At 46.1% G+C, this 14,654-nt stretch carries 15 protein-coding genes; 6 read left to right on the forward strand and 9 right to left on the reverse strand.

What is annotated here, in order from left to right; all coding sequences use genetic code 11:
- Position 1: 1 nt before the first annotated feature.
- Complete coding sequence (locus QM717_RS15430; protein WP_415038766.1) at positions 2-361, reverse strand: BlaI/MecI/CopY family transcriptional regulator; 360 nt, start codon at positions 359-361, stop codon at positions 2-4.
- 435 nt (positions 362-796) lie between these two features.
- On the opposite strand from QM717_RS15430, the gene QM717_RS15435 reads away from it, so the two are divergent.
- On the forward strand, positions 797-1,333 hold the full coding sequence (locus QM717_RS15435) for a hypothetical protein (RefSeq protein ID WP_415038768.1): 537 nt from the start codon (positions 797-799) through the stop codon (positions 1,331-1,333).
- A gap of 152 nt (positions 1,334-1,485) precedes the next feature.
- Here QM717_RS15435 and QM717_RS15440 read toward each other — a convergent pair whose 3' ends face one another.
- Positions 1,486-2,700 carry an MDR family MFS transporter gene (locus QM717_RS15440; RefSeq protein ID WP_415040145.1) on the reverse strand — a complete coding sequence of 405 codons (1,215 nt, stop codon included), beginning with the start codon at positions 2,698-2,700 and terminating at the stop codon, positions 1,486-1,488.
- 103 nt (positions 2,701-2,803) lie between these two features.
- Between QM717_RS15440 and QM717_RS15445 the strand changes: the two genes are divergently transcribed.
- The 4 genes from QM717_RS15445 (at position 2,804) to QM717_RS15460 (ending at position 5,672) form a co-directional block, all read left to right on the forward strand.
- Positions 2,804-3,406 carry a DUF1684 domain-containing protein gene (locus tag QM717_RS15445; RefSeq protein ID WP_415038770.1) on the forward strand — a complete coding sequence of 201 codons (603 nt, stop codon included), beginning with the start codon at positions 2,804-2,806 and terminating at the stop codon, positions 3,404-3,406.
- A complete protein-coding gene (locus QM717_RS15450; RefSeq protein ID WP_415038771.1) occupies positions 3,406-4,059 on the forward strand; it encodes a TatD family hydrolase in 654 nt (217 codons plus the stop codon). The genes QM717_RS15445 and QM717_RS15450 overlap by 1 nt, the downstream gene beginning before the upstream one ends.
- A 138-nt stretch (positions 4,060-4,197) precedes the next feature.
- Positions 4,198-4,914, forward strand: coding sequence for a ThiF family adenylyltransferase (locus QM717_RS15455; protein ID WP_415038773.1), 717 nt, complete (start codon positions 4,198-4,200; stop codon positions 4,912-4,914).
- 101 nt (positions 4,915-5,015) lie between these two features.
- Entirely contained in the window at positions 5,016-5,672 is a 657-nt protein-coding gene (locus QM717_RS15460) for an HAD family hydrolase (RefSeq protein ID WP_415038775.1), read from the forward strand.
- Positions 5,673-5,828: 156 nt separating this feature from the next.
- Here QM717_RS15460 and QM717_RS15465 read toward each other — a convergent pair whose 3' ends face one another.
- Together QM717_RS15465 and QM717_RS15470 are read right to left on the reverse strand one after the other, a co-directional pair.
- A complete protein-coding gene (locus tag QM717_RS15465) occupies positions 5,829-7,109 on the reverse strand; it encodes a cryptochrome/photolyase family protein (protein WP_415038777.1) in 1,281 nt (426 codons plus the stop codon).
- Positions 7,106-7,576, reverse strand: coding sequence for an SRPBCC family protein (locus QM717_RS15470; RefSeq protein WP_415038778.1), 471 nt, complete (start codon positions 7,574-7,576; stop codon positions 7,106-7,108). The genes QM717_RS15465 and QM717_RS15470 overlap by 4 nt, the downstream gene beginning before the upstream one ends.
- A 146-nt stretch (positions 7,577-7,722) precedes the next feature.
- On the opposite strand from QM717_RS15470, the gene QM717_RS15475 reads away from it, so the two are divergent.
- Positions 7,723-8,568 (forward strand): DUF2911 domain-containing protein, encoded by an 846-nt coding sequence (locus QM717_RS15475; protein WP_415038779.1) that lies wholly within the window; start codon positions 7,723-7,725, stop codon positions 8,566-8,568.
- 52 nt (positions 8,569-8,620) lie between these two features.
- Here QM717_RS15475 and QM717_RS15480 read toward each other — a convergent pair whose 3' ends face one another.
- From QM717_RS15480 to QM717_RS15500, 5 genes are all read right to left on the reverse strand, one after another.
- Complete coding sequence (locus QM717_RS15480) at positions 8,621-10,357, reverse strand: sodium:solute symporter (protein ID WP_415038780.1); 1,737 nt, start codon at positions 10,355-10,357, stop codon at positions 8,621-8,623.
- 114 nt (positions 10,358-10,471) lie between these two features.
- Positions 10,472-12,973 carry a PIG-L family deacetylase gene (locus QM717_RS15485; RefSeq protein ID WP_415038781.1) on the reverse strand — a complete coding sequence of 834 codons (2,502 nt, stop codon included), beginning with the start codon at positions 12,971-12,973 and terminating at the stop codon, positions 10,472-10,474.
- 125 nt (positions 12,974-13,098) lie between these two features.
- Positions 13,099-13,389 (reverse strand): hypothetical protein, encoded by a 291-nt coding sequence (locus QM717_RS15490; protein ID WP_415038783.1) that lies wholly within the window; start codon positions 13,387-13,389, stop codon positions 13,099-13,101.
- A gap of 101 nt (positions 13,390-13,490) precedes the next feature.
- Positions 13,491-13,877 carry a hypothetical protein gene (locus QM717_RS15495; protein ID WP_415038785.1) on the reverse strand — a complete coding sequence of 129 codons (387 nt, stop codon included), beginning with the start codon at positions 13,875-13,877 and terminating at the stop codon, positions 13,491-13,493.
- Between the two features lie 246 nt (positions 13,878-14,123).
- The gene (locus tag QM717_RS15500) at positions 14,124-14,654 is read right to left on the reverse strand and encodes a mechanosensitive ion channel domain-containing protein (protein WP_415040147.1); all 531 of its coding nucleotides are present in this window, start codon (positions 14,652-14,654) and stop codon (positions 14,124-14,126) included.

A 14,654-nucleotide genomic window follows, 5' to 3' on the forward strand; every position in this document is an offset into this window, starting at 1 on the left:
GCTACTTTTGTTTTTTCTCGATCATTTCGAGGATCTCACGCAACTCATCGGCCGAAATCTTTTCCTCCTTGGCAAAATGGGATACCATGTTCTTGTACGAACTGTTGAAATAGGTTTCAATCGCCGTATTCATAAAGCGCTTGCGGTAATCTTCCTTGCTCACCACCGGATAATATTGGTGTGTGTTCCCGAAAGCATTGTGCGCCACAAACCCTTTTTCTTCCAAATTCCGGATGATGGTCGACAGCGTGTTGTAATGCGCCTCGTCCTTCATCTCGGCCATGACCTCTTTGACAAAAGCTTTTTCGAGCTTCCATAAGACGTGCATGATTTCTTCTTCTTTGTTGGTTAACTTTTGCATTTTTTATTGTTTAATCGGTGAATCGTGTAATCGTTTAATCGGATTTTGGGCGTTGCCTGAAGGCCGGGCTTTCCGTTGCAATCTTTCAGCTTCGTAAACTACGCTAAAAAGGATTTTCACTACAATCCCTAACGCTAGTAAGTCGCAAAGTCACAGAGATGCAGAGTCACAAAGTTTAAAAAACCTACAAACCAACTTCAATCTTTGAATCTTTGAATCTTTGAATCTTTGAATCTTTGAATCTTTGTATCTTTGAATCTTTGAATCTTTGAATCTTTGAATCTTTGAATCTTTGAATCTTTCCAAAAGAACAATCCAAACCTACAACTATATTTTTAGTTATACAACTATAGAAATAGTTATTTAACTAAATTTTAAGTTTTAACCAAAGACTCGAAATGTTTACCTTTGTTACACTATCAATAAAAATAGGGCATGGGCGCCGAAACTTTCCACCGCAATAATTTTCACAAAAACACCTTTTGTATTTTCAACGAAGCCGATTTAACAACAATCGCCGAACTCAAATTGGGCTACAAAAGCAAATCGGGCAGCAGTTATTACTTCACCGAAGCCGGCGTTTATCGGCTTTCCAACCATTGGGGACGCGCGGCCAATTGCAAATGGCGATTGCATTCGAACGAGAAAACCGGAAATCGCACGAAATTGGGATTCGCCTTATGGTCGGCTTTCCACCGCGACAACGAAACCGAGAAATTGTATTTCATCGAAGTCGATTTTGAAAACCAATCGGTGCAATTCCAACACAAAGACAGTGGAAACTACAATAATGAAGTGCTGCGCACGGCATCAGAAACGACCAAACGCATCCGCCAAATCCGCAATTTATTGGAAAACGATTCTTGGACAGAATATTATTCCAATGAAAATGGAGTAGATTTAAAAAGAAAGGTCATCGGTCAAATGATCGAAACCGAGCAAACGCTGCAGCAGATCAAGGCAGATTTGTAGACCGCTGTGCTGCTAGAACCAAGAACCAAGACCAGTTCGGAAATTGTGGTGAAAGAGTAACGGACTGTTAATTCGATTTAATCTTCTAATCAACAGTCTTGCAGTAAAGCGGTCTTGGCTCTAGCAGCGCAGCGGTCTTGCGGTGAAACGGTCTAAACCCGGTTTTCCTCTCGCACCAATTTCTGCAACCACAAACAGCAACCCACGGACAGCAATCCGCAGAAAGCCATAAAGAGCCAGTTTTTTTGGTAACCCAAATGGGCGGCGATCTCGAGTCCGCATTTGGAGCTCACGATATGCGCCAGGCTGAAACTCATCGTAAACAGCGCCATGTATCGGCCTTCGTGTCCTTTGGGCGCACGGCTCATCGCAAACGAGTTCGAGAACGGAAAAATGAACATCTCGCCAAAGGTCATGAACAGTAAGCTGATGATCAGCAATCCTGCCCAGCCCGTGATCAACAGGATGAAGAAACTGAGCGACATGAACAAGGCACCCCAGAAAATGATCTTGAGCTTGTGCACCTGGTGCCGCTCAAAAATACTCACGATCGGCATTTCGAGCAGAAAGATGAGTCCGCCGTTGAGCATCATGAGCAGTCCGGTGTGCACTTCGGTCAAGCCATATTGGACGCGATGGTACAGCGGCAAGGTAGTGAACAACTGGAAGAAAATCATCGAGGTCACGAAACACACGAAAAGGAAAATCCAGAAAATTTTGTCCTTGAAAACCGATTCAACAACTGTCTCGGCAACTTTCTTCAGATGTTCCGGGTTTTTCTTTTCCTTGACGAGCAACGCAAAAATCGTGATCGCAATCATACAGGTCGCGCCGTCGATCCAAAACAAGCCCTGGTAGCCGACGCCCATGATCACGAGTCCGCCCAAAGCCGGGCCGCACGCAAAACCCAAATTGACGGCCAGCCGTACCAAAGTCAACGCGCGGGTACGGTTCTCGGGTTTGGCATAAGCCGCGAGCGAAACGAACATCGCCGGACGGAACATGTCGCCGATGGTCATCATCACGAACAAACTCAGGCACAATCCCCAGAAAGAGGTGACGAACTGTAATCCAAGAAAAATCAAGCCGCTTGTAAACAAACTGAACACCATGATGCGGTAAAACCCGATCTTGTCCGACAATTTGCCGCCGAGCCAGGAACCCAGCATCGACCCGAACCCGAAGAACATCATCATCGTCCCGACTTCGCTCATCGTAAATTTCAAATCCTCATTGAGGTATTTGGTCAGGAACGGCACGACCATCATGCCCGCACGGTTGATGAAGGTGATGATGGCAAGAATCCAAACCTCGCGCGAAAATCCCTTGAAGTTGTTGATGTAGCGTTCGAATCCCGATTTGAGCATGGAAGAAATGGCGTTTTTGAGTGCCACAAATTTACGAACTCTCTAACGAAAAATTAAACGTTTCGCGTATTGATTTTGCTTATTTTTGCATAAAATTTCGGACATGAAAAAGATACTTCTCGGGTTGCTGTTTTGCAACAGTTTGTTGGGTTTCGCGCAGGAGAAATTCGACGAGGTCAAGGTACAGGTATTCCAGAACGAACTCACGACGGCCTTCGCCGACTCATTGAAAAGCCCGCTCACGACCGAAGACCGCCGCAACTTTCACGGACTCGATTTTTACACGCCCGATGCGAAGTATTTCGTCAATGCCAAATTCAAACGGATCAAGGATGAAAAACCATTCGAGATGAAAACTTCCACGAACCGTTTGCCGATGTACGTCAAATACGGCGAACTTACTTTTACGCTTGAAGGCAAGTCCTGTAAACTCAATGTGTATCAGAATGTTGAATTGGTCAAGAAAAAAGAATACGTCGATTATTTGTTCCTGCCGTTTTCCGATTTGACCAGCGGCAACGAAACCTATATCGGCGGTCGTTACATCGATCTGAAAATTCCGAAAGGCGATACGATGGCCATCGATTTCAACCAAGCCTACAATCCGTATTGCGCGTACAACCACAAATATTCGTGCCCGATTGTGCCGCTAGAAAACGATTTGCCCGTGGCCATCAAAGCGGGCGTTAAAAAATTCCACGATTGATGTCGTACGTCAATTTGCATACGCACCGTTTTACAGATTCGCCAGCGATTTTGGAAGTGGTGAACCAGTATCCGCGCGCGTTCAGCGAAACGCCGTTTTATTCGATCGGGATTCATCCGTGGTACATTGATGAAAGTAAAATTGAGGAAGATTTGCAGATTATCGAGCAGAAACTGCAGCAGCAAAACTGTTTGGCCGTTGGCGAATGCGGACTCGACAAACGCATCGAAACCGATCTGGGATTGCAGGCGGAAGTGTTTGAAAAGCAATTGCAACTCGCCGGAAAATACCAAAAACCCGTCATCATCCATTGCGTCGCGGCGTTTCAGGAAGTCATTGCCATCAAGAAGCAAATGAAAATTTCCGTGCCGATGGTGATTCACGGATATTCGAAAAATGAACAGGTTGCCCGATCATTGCTCGACAACGGACTGTATTTGTCGTTCGGGAAATATTTGTTGCGCAATCCGGAATTGGAAAGTGTTTTCAAAAGCGTTCCGAATGACCGTTTCTTTCTCGAAACCGATACGGTCGAAGAATCGATCCGGGAAGTTTACGAACTCGCGGCGAAATACAAAGGAATGATAGTGGAGGATTTGAAAGAACAAATTAATTCAAATTTCAAAAGCGTGTTTCAAAAGGAGGTGCGTTAGCGATGGAAGCGGCATCCTTTTGCGTACACGAGCAAGGCGAACTGGCGAAGCAGTTTACGGAGCAAAAGATAGAGCGTACAGCGCGGCCGTCAGGCAACGCCCAAAACGATTAAACAAATAAACGATTAAACCAAAAATATGGCCGAATGGACCGAAAGGGCAGAGCTGCTCTTTACAAAAGAAGGACTTGAAAAATTAAAAAATGCCAACGTATTGATCGTGGGCGTGGGTGGCGTGGGCTCGTTTGCGGCCGAATTCATCGCGCGTGCCGGTGTGGGCAGAATGACAATCGTGGACGGCGATGTGGTCGATATTACCAACATCAACCGACAATTACCGGCCTTGCATTCGACGGTCGGGCAACCCAAGATAGATGTCGTGGGCGACCGCTTGATGGACATCAACCCCGAATTGCAACTGACCAAAATCCGCGAATTCCTCGAGCCCGAGCGCGCGTTTGAAATCGTCACAAAGGATTTCGATTACGTGATGGATTGCATCGACAGTGTCACGCCGAAACTCAATTTGATCATGGCGTGTAAGCGCAAGAAAGTCAAGATCATCAGTTCGATGGGTGCGGGCGGCAAGATGGACGCTTCAAAAGTCAAAGTCGCCGACATCAGCAAAACCGAAAATTGCTACCTCGCCAAATTCATCAAGAAACGCCTGCGTGCCGAGAAAATCGACAAGGGCATTAAAGTGGTTTTCTCATCCGAAATCCAAGACCCGAACAGTCTGCGCAAAACCGACGGCAAGAATTTCAAGAAATCGTTTTACGGCACGAACAGCTACATGCCGGGATTGTTTGGATTGCATGCGGCGAGTTATGTGATCCGTGGGATTTTAAAAAAATAAGTTTAATCGTTGAATCGTTTAACCGATGCGTTCTTAGGAAGTCCGATTAAACGATTCAACGGTTAAACAAATTACCAAATCACCAAATCAACGATTAAACAATGATAAAAACAGTCATTTTCGATATGGACGGCGTCATCGTCGACACCGAACCCGTTCACCATTACGCATACCACGAACATTTCAAAGCCTTGAACATAGAGGTTTCGCCCGAAATGTACCATTCGTTCACGGGCAATTCCACACGCAACATCTACCAAAGGTTGAAGGAGCAATTCGCGCTCGAGGAAGAAGTAGAGAAACTCGTCGACATCAAGCGTTCGTTGTTCAACGAAGCTTTCGATAAAAAGGAAGATTTGTTCCTGCTCGACGGCGTGGAAGATTTAATAAAGGATTTGCATCAAAATGGCGTGCAGTTGATTCTCGCTTCGTCATCGGCCAAGGTTACGATCGACCGCATTTTCAAACGTTTCAACCTTTATCCGTATTTCACCGATATCGTCAGCGGCGAGGATTTCCCGAAATCGAAACCGCATCCCGCGATTTTCCTGCACGCAGCCTCGTTGTCGAAAGCGCCCAAGTCGGAATGCATTGTAATCGAAGACAGCACCAACGGCATCAAGGCGGCCAAGGCGGCGGGTTTGTATTGCATCGGTTACGACAGTTTCCATTCGAAATTGCAGGATTATTCGGAGGCCGATTTGGTGATCAGGCATTTCAATGAGTTGAGTTACGGGAAGATTAAAGATTTAATTTGATTGGGCGTTGCCTGAAGGCTCGCGCTGTCCGCTGTAGTCCTCGCTGCGCTGCGGGCTGCCGCTTCCATCGCTAACGCAACTCTCGGTGATAAACATTGGTCACGAATTCACGAATTTTTGCTTTATGCCTAATTTTAATTCGTGCATTCGCGGCTTTCAATTTACGGCAGCCTTATAAATGGTAAGGCATCTTTCCCGCGCTTGCTTATGATCCACCATCGGCTGCGGATACTCAAAAGTGTCCAGTTCCGGAACCCATTTTCGGATGTACTGCAAATCCTTGTCGAATTTTTTCACTTGTTCACTCGGATTAAAAATTCTAAAATACGGCGCGGCATCGACACCGCTGCCCGCGGCCCATTGCCAATTCCCGATGTTGGATGATTGTTCGTAATCGAGCAATTTCTCGGCAAAATACGCCTCACCCCAACGCCAATCAATCAGTAAATGCTTGCACAGGAAACTCGCCACGACCATGCGCACGCGGTTGTGCATAAAACCCGTGGCGTTGAGTTCGCGCATGCCCGCATCGACGATTGGGTAACCGGTTTTTCCTTCGCACCATTGTTTGAAATCCTTTTCGCTGTAGCGCCATCGGATGTTGTCGTATTGCGGACGGAAACTTTTGGTCACCGTTTCGGGGAAATGCCACAAAATCTGCATAAAGAATTCGCGCCAGATCAGTTCGTTGAGGAAAGTCTTGTTGCGCGATTCGTTGGCTTTGCCCACAATTTTCCGGATACTGACCGAACCGAACCGCAAATGCACCCCGAGTTTCGAGGTTTCTTTAGAGGGAAAATTGCGTGTCGCTTCGTAGTGTTCGATCATTGCTTTTGAGAGATTGAATTCGGGAATTTCAATTTCGGATTTTCGGAAATGGATGTCTTCGAGATTCAAAAAGGGATAATCGTGTTTGGTAAAATTGGAAAGCAAACTTTCTGATTTATAATTTTTTAAATCCGACTTATTGAAGTGTTCTTTCCATCTGTTTGAATAAGGCGTATAAACGACATACGGTTTGCCATCGTCTTTGACGATTTCGTCTTTTTCAAAAATAACCTGGTCTTTGAAAGTCCTGAAGGCAATGTTTTTCGATTGCAGGAATTTTTCAATGTCGGCGTCGCGTTTGGTGGCGTACGGTTCGTAATCGCGGTTCGTATAAACGGCCGTAATGTCATTTTCACGGACGAGCTTGTGAAAAACCGTTTCGGGATCGCTGTGGAAAACCGCCAACGACCGTTGGTGTTTGTGCAATTCGGTATTTATTTTTTGCAGCAAGTCGGAAATAAACTCCACACGTGCGTCGTCCTTGGGCAGTTCCGACAGGATGTTTTTGTCGAAAATGAAAATCGGCAATACATCTCCGTCAGATAAAGCTTCAAAAAGGCCGTGATTGTCCTCAAGTCTCAAATCGCGTCTAAACCAAAATATGTTCATTTCGCATCCATTTTAAATTCACCAAACAGTTCAATCAATTGCTGTCTGCGGAATTCGAAAATCTTTTCGAGATTCGGCCTGACCAGAATGGGATGGAAGATACGGCCCAAAAAACCCATCGGGACTTTGTAATGGATCAGGTCTTCCATTTCGACACCGCCTGGGATTTCGCGCAGGAAATGTTTGTGGTGCCAGAATTTGTACGGACCGTGGCGTTGTTCGTCCACAAAATAGTTTAGGTGTTCAACATGGGTGATTTCGGTGACCCATTCCATTTTGATCCCAAAAAGCGGGGTGATGGTATAGTGGATGATTTGTCCCGGGAACATTGGCCGCTCGTCACCCGACAAGGTCTGGAATCCCATTTCGGGCGGGGTAATGACTGCAAGATTTTTGGGATCGCTGATGAAAGCCCATATTTTCTCTATCGGTACGGGGAATTTTTGGATGCGGTGAAACGAATACATGGGCACGGATTGAAGAATGTAAAGGTATAGAATGTTTAATAAAATTGACAAAATGATAAACAAAACCTTTCTCGAATTAAGTATTAATTAACATTTTGAGCAGGATGAATTTGTAAATTTGAGCAGTAACTAAAACCTTTTACTCTATGAAAAAAATATTATTCTTACTGGCGATTTCGGTTGCCTCCATGGGAATTCAAGCCCAGGTAAAAACACCAGCCCCGAGTCCGGCCGCGACCGTAAAACAAGTAGTCGGCCTGACCGATGTCGAGATCAAATATTCGCGCCCGAGCATGAAAGGCAGAACGATCTTTGGTGATTTGGTTCCTTTCGGCAAGCTGTGGAGAACCGGTGCCAACAAAAACACCACCGTTTCTTTTAGCGAAGATGTGGTCATCGATGGAAAGACACTCAAAAAAGGCGAGTATGCATTGTTCGTGACGCCGAAAGCCGACGTTTGGGACGTGTTTTTCTATTCGGATACCGAGAACTGGGGAACGCCGGAAGAATGGAGCGATGCCAAGGTAGCGGTCAAGACTTCGGTCAAGCCGGAAATGTTGAACAGAAACGTGGAATCATTTACCATTGGCGTGAACAACCTCGATAACAACTACGGCGTGCTCGAAATTTCATGGGAAAAGACCGTGGCGCCGATCAAATTCGAAGTGCCTACGGCCAAGACGGCCATGGCGAGCATCGATAAAGTAATGGCCGGCCCGTCGGCAAACGATTATTTTTCGTCTGCACAGTATTTGTACCAATCGAACGGTGATTTGACCAAGGCGTTGGGTTATGCCAACAAAGCAGTCGAGCTCGACAAGAACAAAGCGTTCTGGATGTACCGTTTGAAGTCATTGATCCAGGCGAAAATGGGCGACAAGAAAGGCGCGATCGAAACCGCCAAAACTTCCTTGGCCATGGCGACCGAAGCCAAGAATGCCGATTACGTGAAGATGAACAACGAAAGCATCGCAGAGTGGAGCAAGAAATAATTAATCCTCCATTTTGATAGAATAAAAATCCCGCTCACAAGGCGGGATTTTTTTATGCAAGCACTTCAATTTCTTCGGGCGTTTTGTTTGGTTTGATAAAACGCTGGATGATCAGCGAAAGCACAATGGCCAGCGTCGCGCCGATAAAGTTGAGCCACAAATAGCCGAGTTTTTCTTCGCCTTTGGGCTGGATGTGGATAAAGAAATAATAAATCAAACAAATGATGGTTTGGGTCACGAGTGCACCCCAAAACATCGCATTGGCCTTGATGTACCGGATGTAAAAACCAACGAGGAAAATCCCGAGCACGGTGCCGTAAAACACCGAACCTACAATGTTGACAAGCTGGATCAGGTTTTCAAACAAGGTCCCGACACAGGCGAACAGGATGGCGATGATGCCCCACATGAGCGTGAACAATTTGGTGGCATTGACGAAATGTTTTTCGGTCTTGTCGCCCTTGACGTTGCGTTTGTAGATGTCGATGGCGGTGGTCGATGCCAAGGCCGTAATCCCCGAAGCCGTAGACGACATGGCCGCCGACAAAATCACCGCTAACAGCAAACCGATCAAGCCTTTGGGCAGGTAGTTGAGGATGAAGTGGATGAATACATAATCTTTGTCATTTTTCTCTGCCTTAGGATCGGCTTTGTGGATGAGTTCACGCGCTTCCTCGCGCAAATCGTTCTCCTTGCTTGAGAGTGCGACGAGTTCTTTCCGCAAGATCGGGTTGTCGTAATTCTGGTTCAGGTGGTCCATGTACAACAGGTTGATTTCCTTTTTTTCTTCGGAAAGCTTGTCGAGCTTGGCCTCGAGCAAATGGTATTCGTTTTTGTATTTGGAGTTCTCGACCAGGATCTTGTTGTTCGGGTTGAAATTGAGCGGCACCGGATTGAATTGGAAAAATACAAACACCATCACGCCGATCAGCAAAATAAAGAACTGCATCGGTACCTTAAGGAAGCCGTTCATGATGAGTCCCATCTGGCTCTCGCGAACCGATTTTCCCGAAAGGTAACGGCCTACTTGCGATTGGTCGGTTCCAAAATAGGAAAGCATTAAGAAGAAGCCACCGGTAATCCCGCTCCAAAAAGTGTATCGCGTCTCGGGATCGAACGAAAAATTGACCACATCCATCTTGTGGTTTGCACCGGCAATGTGCATCGCGTTGCTGAAATTCATGTCGTTGGGCAGCAAATGGATGATCAGGAAAAAGGTCAGGAACATGCCCGTCATGATGACAAACATCTGCTGCTTTTGTGTGACGTTGACTGCTTTGGTACCACCGGCAAAAGTGTAGATGATGACCAAAACCCCAATGGCGACATTCATCAACGTCAAATTCCAGCCCAGCAACGCCGACAAGATGATTGCCGGGGCGTAAATCGTCAAACCCGTCCCAAGCCCGCGCTGCACGAGAAATAGGATCGAGGCCAGCGAGCGCGTCTTCAAATCGAATCGCTGTTCCAAATACTCGTAGGCCGTAAACACCTTGAGTTTGTGGTAAATCGGGATGAAGGTATAGCAGATGACGACCATCGCAATCGGCAACCCAAAATAGAATTGCACAAAACCCATTCCGTCGTGGTAAGCCTGTCCGGGGGTCGACAAAAATGTAATCGCACTGGCCTGTGTCGCCATGACCGAAAGGCCGACGGTCCACCAAGGCGTTTCATTGCTGCCCAAGATATAATCTTCGACATTCTTGCTGCCGCGCGTTTTCCATACGCCATAGACGACGATGAACAGCAGCGTTACGGAAAGCACAATCCAATCGAGCTGCTGCATCTTAAGAATACATTACCATGATTAGACAAAAGAGCATGATGTAGATCGCGTTGGCAATGAGCACCCAGGTGTAGCTTTTTTTCCAGACGTTGGTTCGGTTGGTCCCCATAGATTTTATTTTTCAGGTTGGATTGCAATCAGGTTGGCCATCAATCGGAACGCACCGGAAACGCCTTCGGGTAATTCGCGGAAGAAGCTCAATCCGGTATAAATGTAATGCCCTTTGCCGTATTTGGCAACGAGCAGTGCGCCTTTTTTATCCGATTCGCCTTTGTCGTGTGCGGACAAAATAGGAGTGAATGCCTTGTCCCATTCGCTCGGATAATACAAGCCTTGTTCCTGTTTCCATCCTTCGAAATCCTTGGCGGTGATCTTGTTCGGCGTATTCAAGACTGGGTGGTTCGGTTCGAGGAATTTAACCTCGGCATCTTCCTCGGTCACGCGGTCACGCGAAATCTTGAACGGGAACGGCGCAATGTCTTTGGTGACAAAATCGTCGAGCGTGTTGTATTGCACGATCATCGTGTGGCCTTCGTTGACAAAATCGAACAACAACTGTTGCTTGAATGCCAGTGTCGCAATCGTATTGTAGGCGCGGATTCCTGTCATTACGACATTGAAGTTTTTGAGTTTTTCCTTCGTAATGTCTTCGGCTTTGATGACCGACACCTCGAAACCCATTTGTTTGAGGCTGTTGGGTACTTCATCGCCGGCGCCCATGATGTAGGCGATTTTTTCCTTTCCGGTCTTGATGTCGAGGTTCAGGAAACGCGCCTCGGCCGGTTTGAAGATCTGTTGTTTGGCAATGTGTTCGTATTGGATGTTGACCTGTTCCTTGTCGAATCGTCTGCCGTCAACAATGGCGATGCTTTTGGCGCTGATTTCTTCGGATTGCTTGGGCGCGGTGACCTCGAAATACACGGTGCGTTCTTCGCCCTTGCGTGTCATGTCGAATGGGATCGAAGCAGGGGTGACTTTCCAGTTTTGCGGCAATTCCAGTTGGAGGCTGCCCTTGACGTTGTCTTTTCCGGCCTTGACTTTGACGCCGACGGTTTTGGTCTTGGAGCCGTTGAAAATGGTCACCTTATCGACAATCGAAGTGGAAACGTCGGGAACAATGTCAAATGGACGGTAGACTTCGCCTTTGACATCGTCGTTGAATTTGTAAATGATCGTGCGCTCGAACGGAAAAGTCACGCCGTTGATGGCAATATCAAAAATGACTTTTTGGTTGCGGATGATGTCCGGGATGCCTATCTTTTTGGGATCGTTTACCGTATACATTCCGACGGTTCCGGGCTGCTCGAGCCAATACGGCTGGGTGTAGCTGGAATTTTCGGGTAATTTCAATTCGAGGTCGAAACTGTTGAGGGTGTTGTTTTTGAGTTCGGTAGGGGCAATGTTGCTGGTCGATTCAGGAAGTGTTTTTACACCAACGAGTTGCATCGGAATGGCACTTCTGTTGATCGCTTCAAGTTTGAGTTTGACGGTATTTCCGGGCGTCGTTTCCTGGGAATTCGCGACCGCTTCGAGATACAAACCGGAACAGGCTGCGATAATTTTCTTGATTTCTTCCGACTTGATCGGTTTCCAATGGTTTTCGTCCAATGCCTGAATCATGCCGTATGCCTTGACCAGATCGGGAATGCTCGCTGAAGGGTTTTTGAAATCGTAATTTTTTTCCACCCTGGCCAATAATTCACCGATTGCTTTCCCGCCCTTGACGCGGTTCCACGAAGTGTCGATGCCTTCGAAAAGATTCGTGTGGTCTTTGGTGTCCTCGCCTTTGAGCAACTCAAGAAATTCAGAATCTTCACCGCGAACACCTGTGTTTCCAAAGCCTTGTGATTGATGGCGGCTTCTGCTCAGCGCGGCAATTTCTTGGTTGGATTTTCCGATGGATGCATAATAAACGCCTGTCGGCACATTGTACAATTTCGATTTGTCGGCTTTTTCAAACTTTTCCTTGCTGCCGTAAAACCACCAAGAGGTGTTGAAAAACAAACGTTTGGGTTGCCATACTTGAACCAGATTCAATTGGTTGGGATAGGTTTTTGTATCGTTGGTTTTGTCGAAAGCCTCCACGCTGAGCATGGCCGAAGCGGTGTGGTGGCCGTGTGTCGTTCCGGGCGAGCGCGCATCGAAACGGTTGATGATGACATCGGGTTGGAATTTGCGGATGATGTAGACCATGTCGCCCAAGACTTCGTCCTTGTTCCAGATTTTCAAGGTTTCGTCGGGGTTTTTGGAATAACCGAAATCGTTCGCACGCGAGAAAAACTGTTCGCCGCCGTCAATCTTTCGTGCCTCGAGCAATTCCTGCGTACGGATCGCACCGAGTTGTTCGCGCAATTCGGGACCGATCAGGTTTTGTCCGCCATCACCACGGGTAAGCGACAAATAACCGGTTCGCGCTTTCTTTTCGTTGGCCATGTATGAAATGAGCCTTGTGTTTTCGTCGTCGGGATGTGCGGCGATGTACAATACCGATCCGAGGAAATTGAGTTTTTGGATCTGGTTGTAAATCTCTGCCGAATTGGGTTTGGTTGGCTGCTGTGCCAAGACTGCTTGGCCGAGTAATAATGCGGGAAGAAGGAAATGTAAAGGTTTAAGCATGGTGTCGTTTATTCGGTAGTCAAATATAGTAAAGTAGGCAACCCGCGATTGATTTTTAAATATTCTTTAACAGCAAAAAAAAGAGCAAAGCGGTGAAACTTTGCTCCATTTTGGATTTGTATGTCTTAATGATGGTGTCTGCGTCCGCAACCATGCTTTTTATGCCATTTGCCGTGTTTGTGGTGGCGTTTTTCTTTTACGTAGACCACTCGTGCTGGTCTTTCGACGTAGACAGGTCTTTCTACATATACCGGTCGCGGTTCTACATAAACCACTCGTGGCGCTGGTGCATGAATGACTGGAACCGGTAGTGGTATGTTTACGCTAACACCTGCGCCAGCAGAGATTTGCGCTTGGGCTTGCATTGCAGAAAAGGCAATAAACAAAAGGGCTGTGGCTAATTTGAAAGTTTTCATAGCTTTAGATTTAGTCGATTTGACAGTTAGTAAAGCCGACTTTCCAATTACTGTGCCTCGAAAACCGAGATAAGAAAACTTTAACTCTTTTTAAGATTGTGCTATTCGATCGAAGCCGTCATCTTTTTAACGTTTCCCTTGGTGATGTACGGGTATTTCTTCTTGTGTTTGTACAGGAATTGCGTCGGATCGTCGTCGTCGAAATCAGTGATGATGACATTGACCTTATTGTACAAAGAATAGCCCCTGTAACCGGCCGGAATTTCTTCGGCGGTAATCCATTTGCCTGCTTCGGTATAGTAATAAAGGTTTTTTTGCGTGTCGTAATAAGCTTCAAGGTTCGGGAAGTAGTAGTAACGCAAAATGCAGTTGGTTTCGGGATCGATCAGTTGACCGTTGATGTTCTTCTTTTGTGGGGCTTGTGCATCGGCAATATTGGGCAGCGTGCAAACAAAAAGTAGTAGTAGGATGTTTTTCAAATTTTTCATCATTTCATGTTTTTATTTGAGGGTCAAACTGTTGCGGTTTGGCTTTCAAAATATTAGACGCTTTCTTTCATTAAAAATTCTGGAGTAAAAGTAGCGAGAAAATCTGAAAAACTATCGATAAAGTGTAAAAAACATCGACGAAATGCGTAAAATAACATATAAAGAAAGAATAGTATTACAGTAAATTGAATAATCACCAACGGTCCGAATTAAATTTTATTCAGAATCGGCCGACAAAGGTAATACTTAATCTGTGAATTCCTTATCCTCGTAGTGATTATTTACAATAGAAATCCCTTTTTGAAGCATGAGGTTGTTCGGATACGAAATTCGTTCGCCGTCCTTGGTCTTGAGTAGGGTGTGGAATGCGCGGATGTCCTCGATCTCGGCTTCAATCGGGAAATCCTTGTCATGGATGCGGATGATGTCGCCAATCTTGAACGGAAAGGACAGCAACAGAATAATCCCCGAAGTGATGTTGCTCAAAATCGACCATTGCGCAAAGAACGCCACGCCAATTACAGTAACTACCGAAGAAATCGTCAGGAAAATATCATCGGTCTGTACGCCCCAGATGATAAAAATCGCCATCAGGAACAAAATGGTCAGGAAAATATTGTTGTAGCGGATGACCAGGTTCGTGCGGTGTTCGAGAATTTCGCTTGTCTTCGCATAATGCTTGATGATGCGTGCCGAGAAATACCGCAGGAAAATAACAACCATCAATAGGATGATGGTCGATAATATCTCGATATAAAATTCTTTCGTAATCATTAT

This window comes from Flavobacterium sp., from assembly GCF_047602195.1.
Lineage (GTDB): Bacteria > Bacteroidota > Bacteroidia > Flavobacteriales > Flavobacteriaceae > Flavobacterium.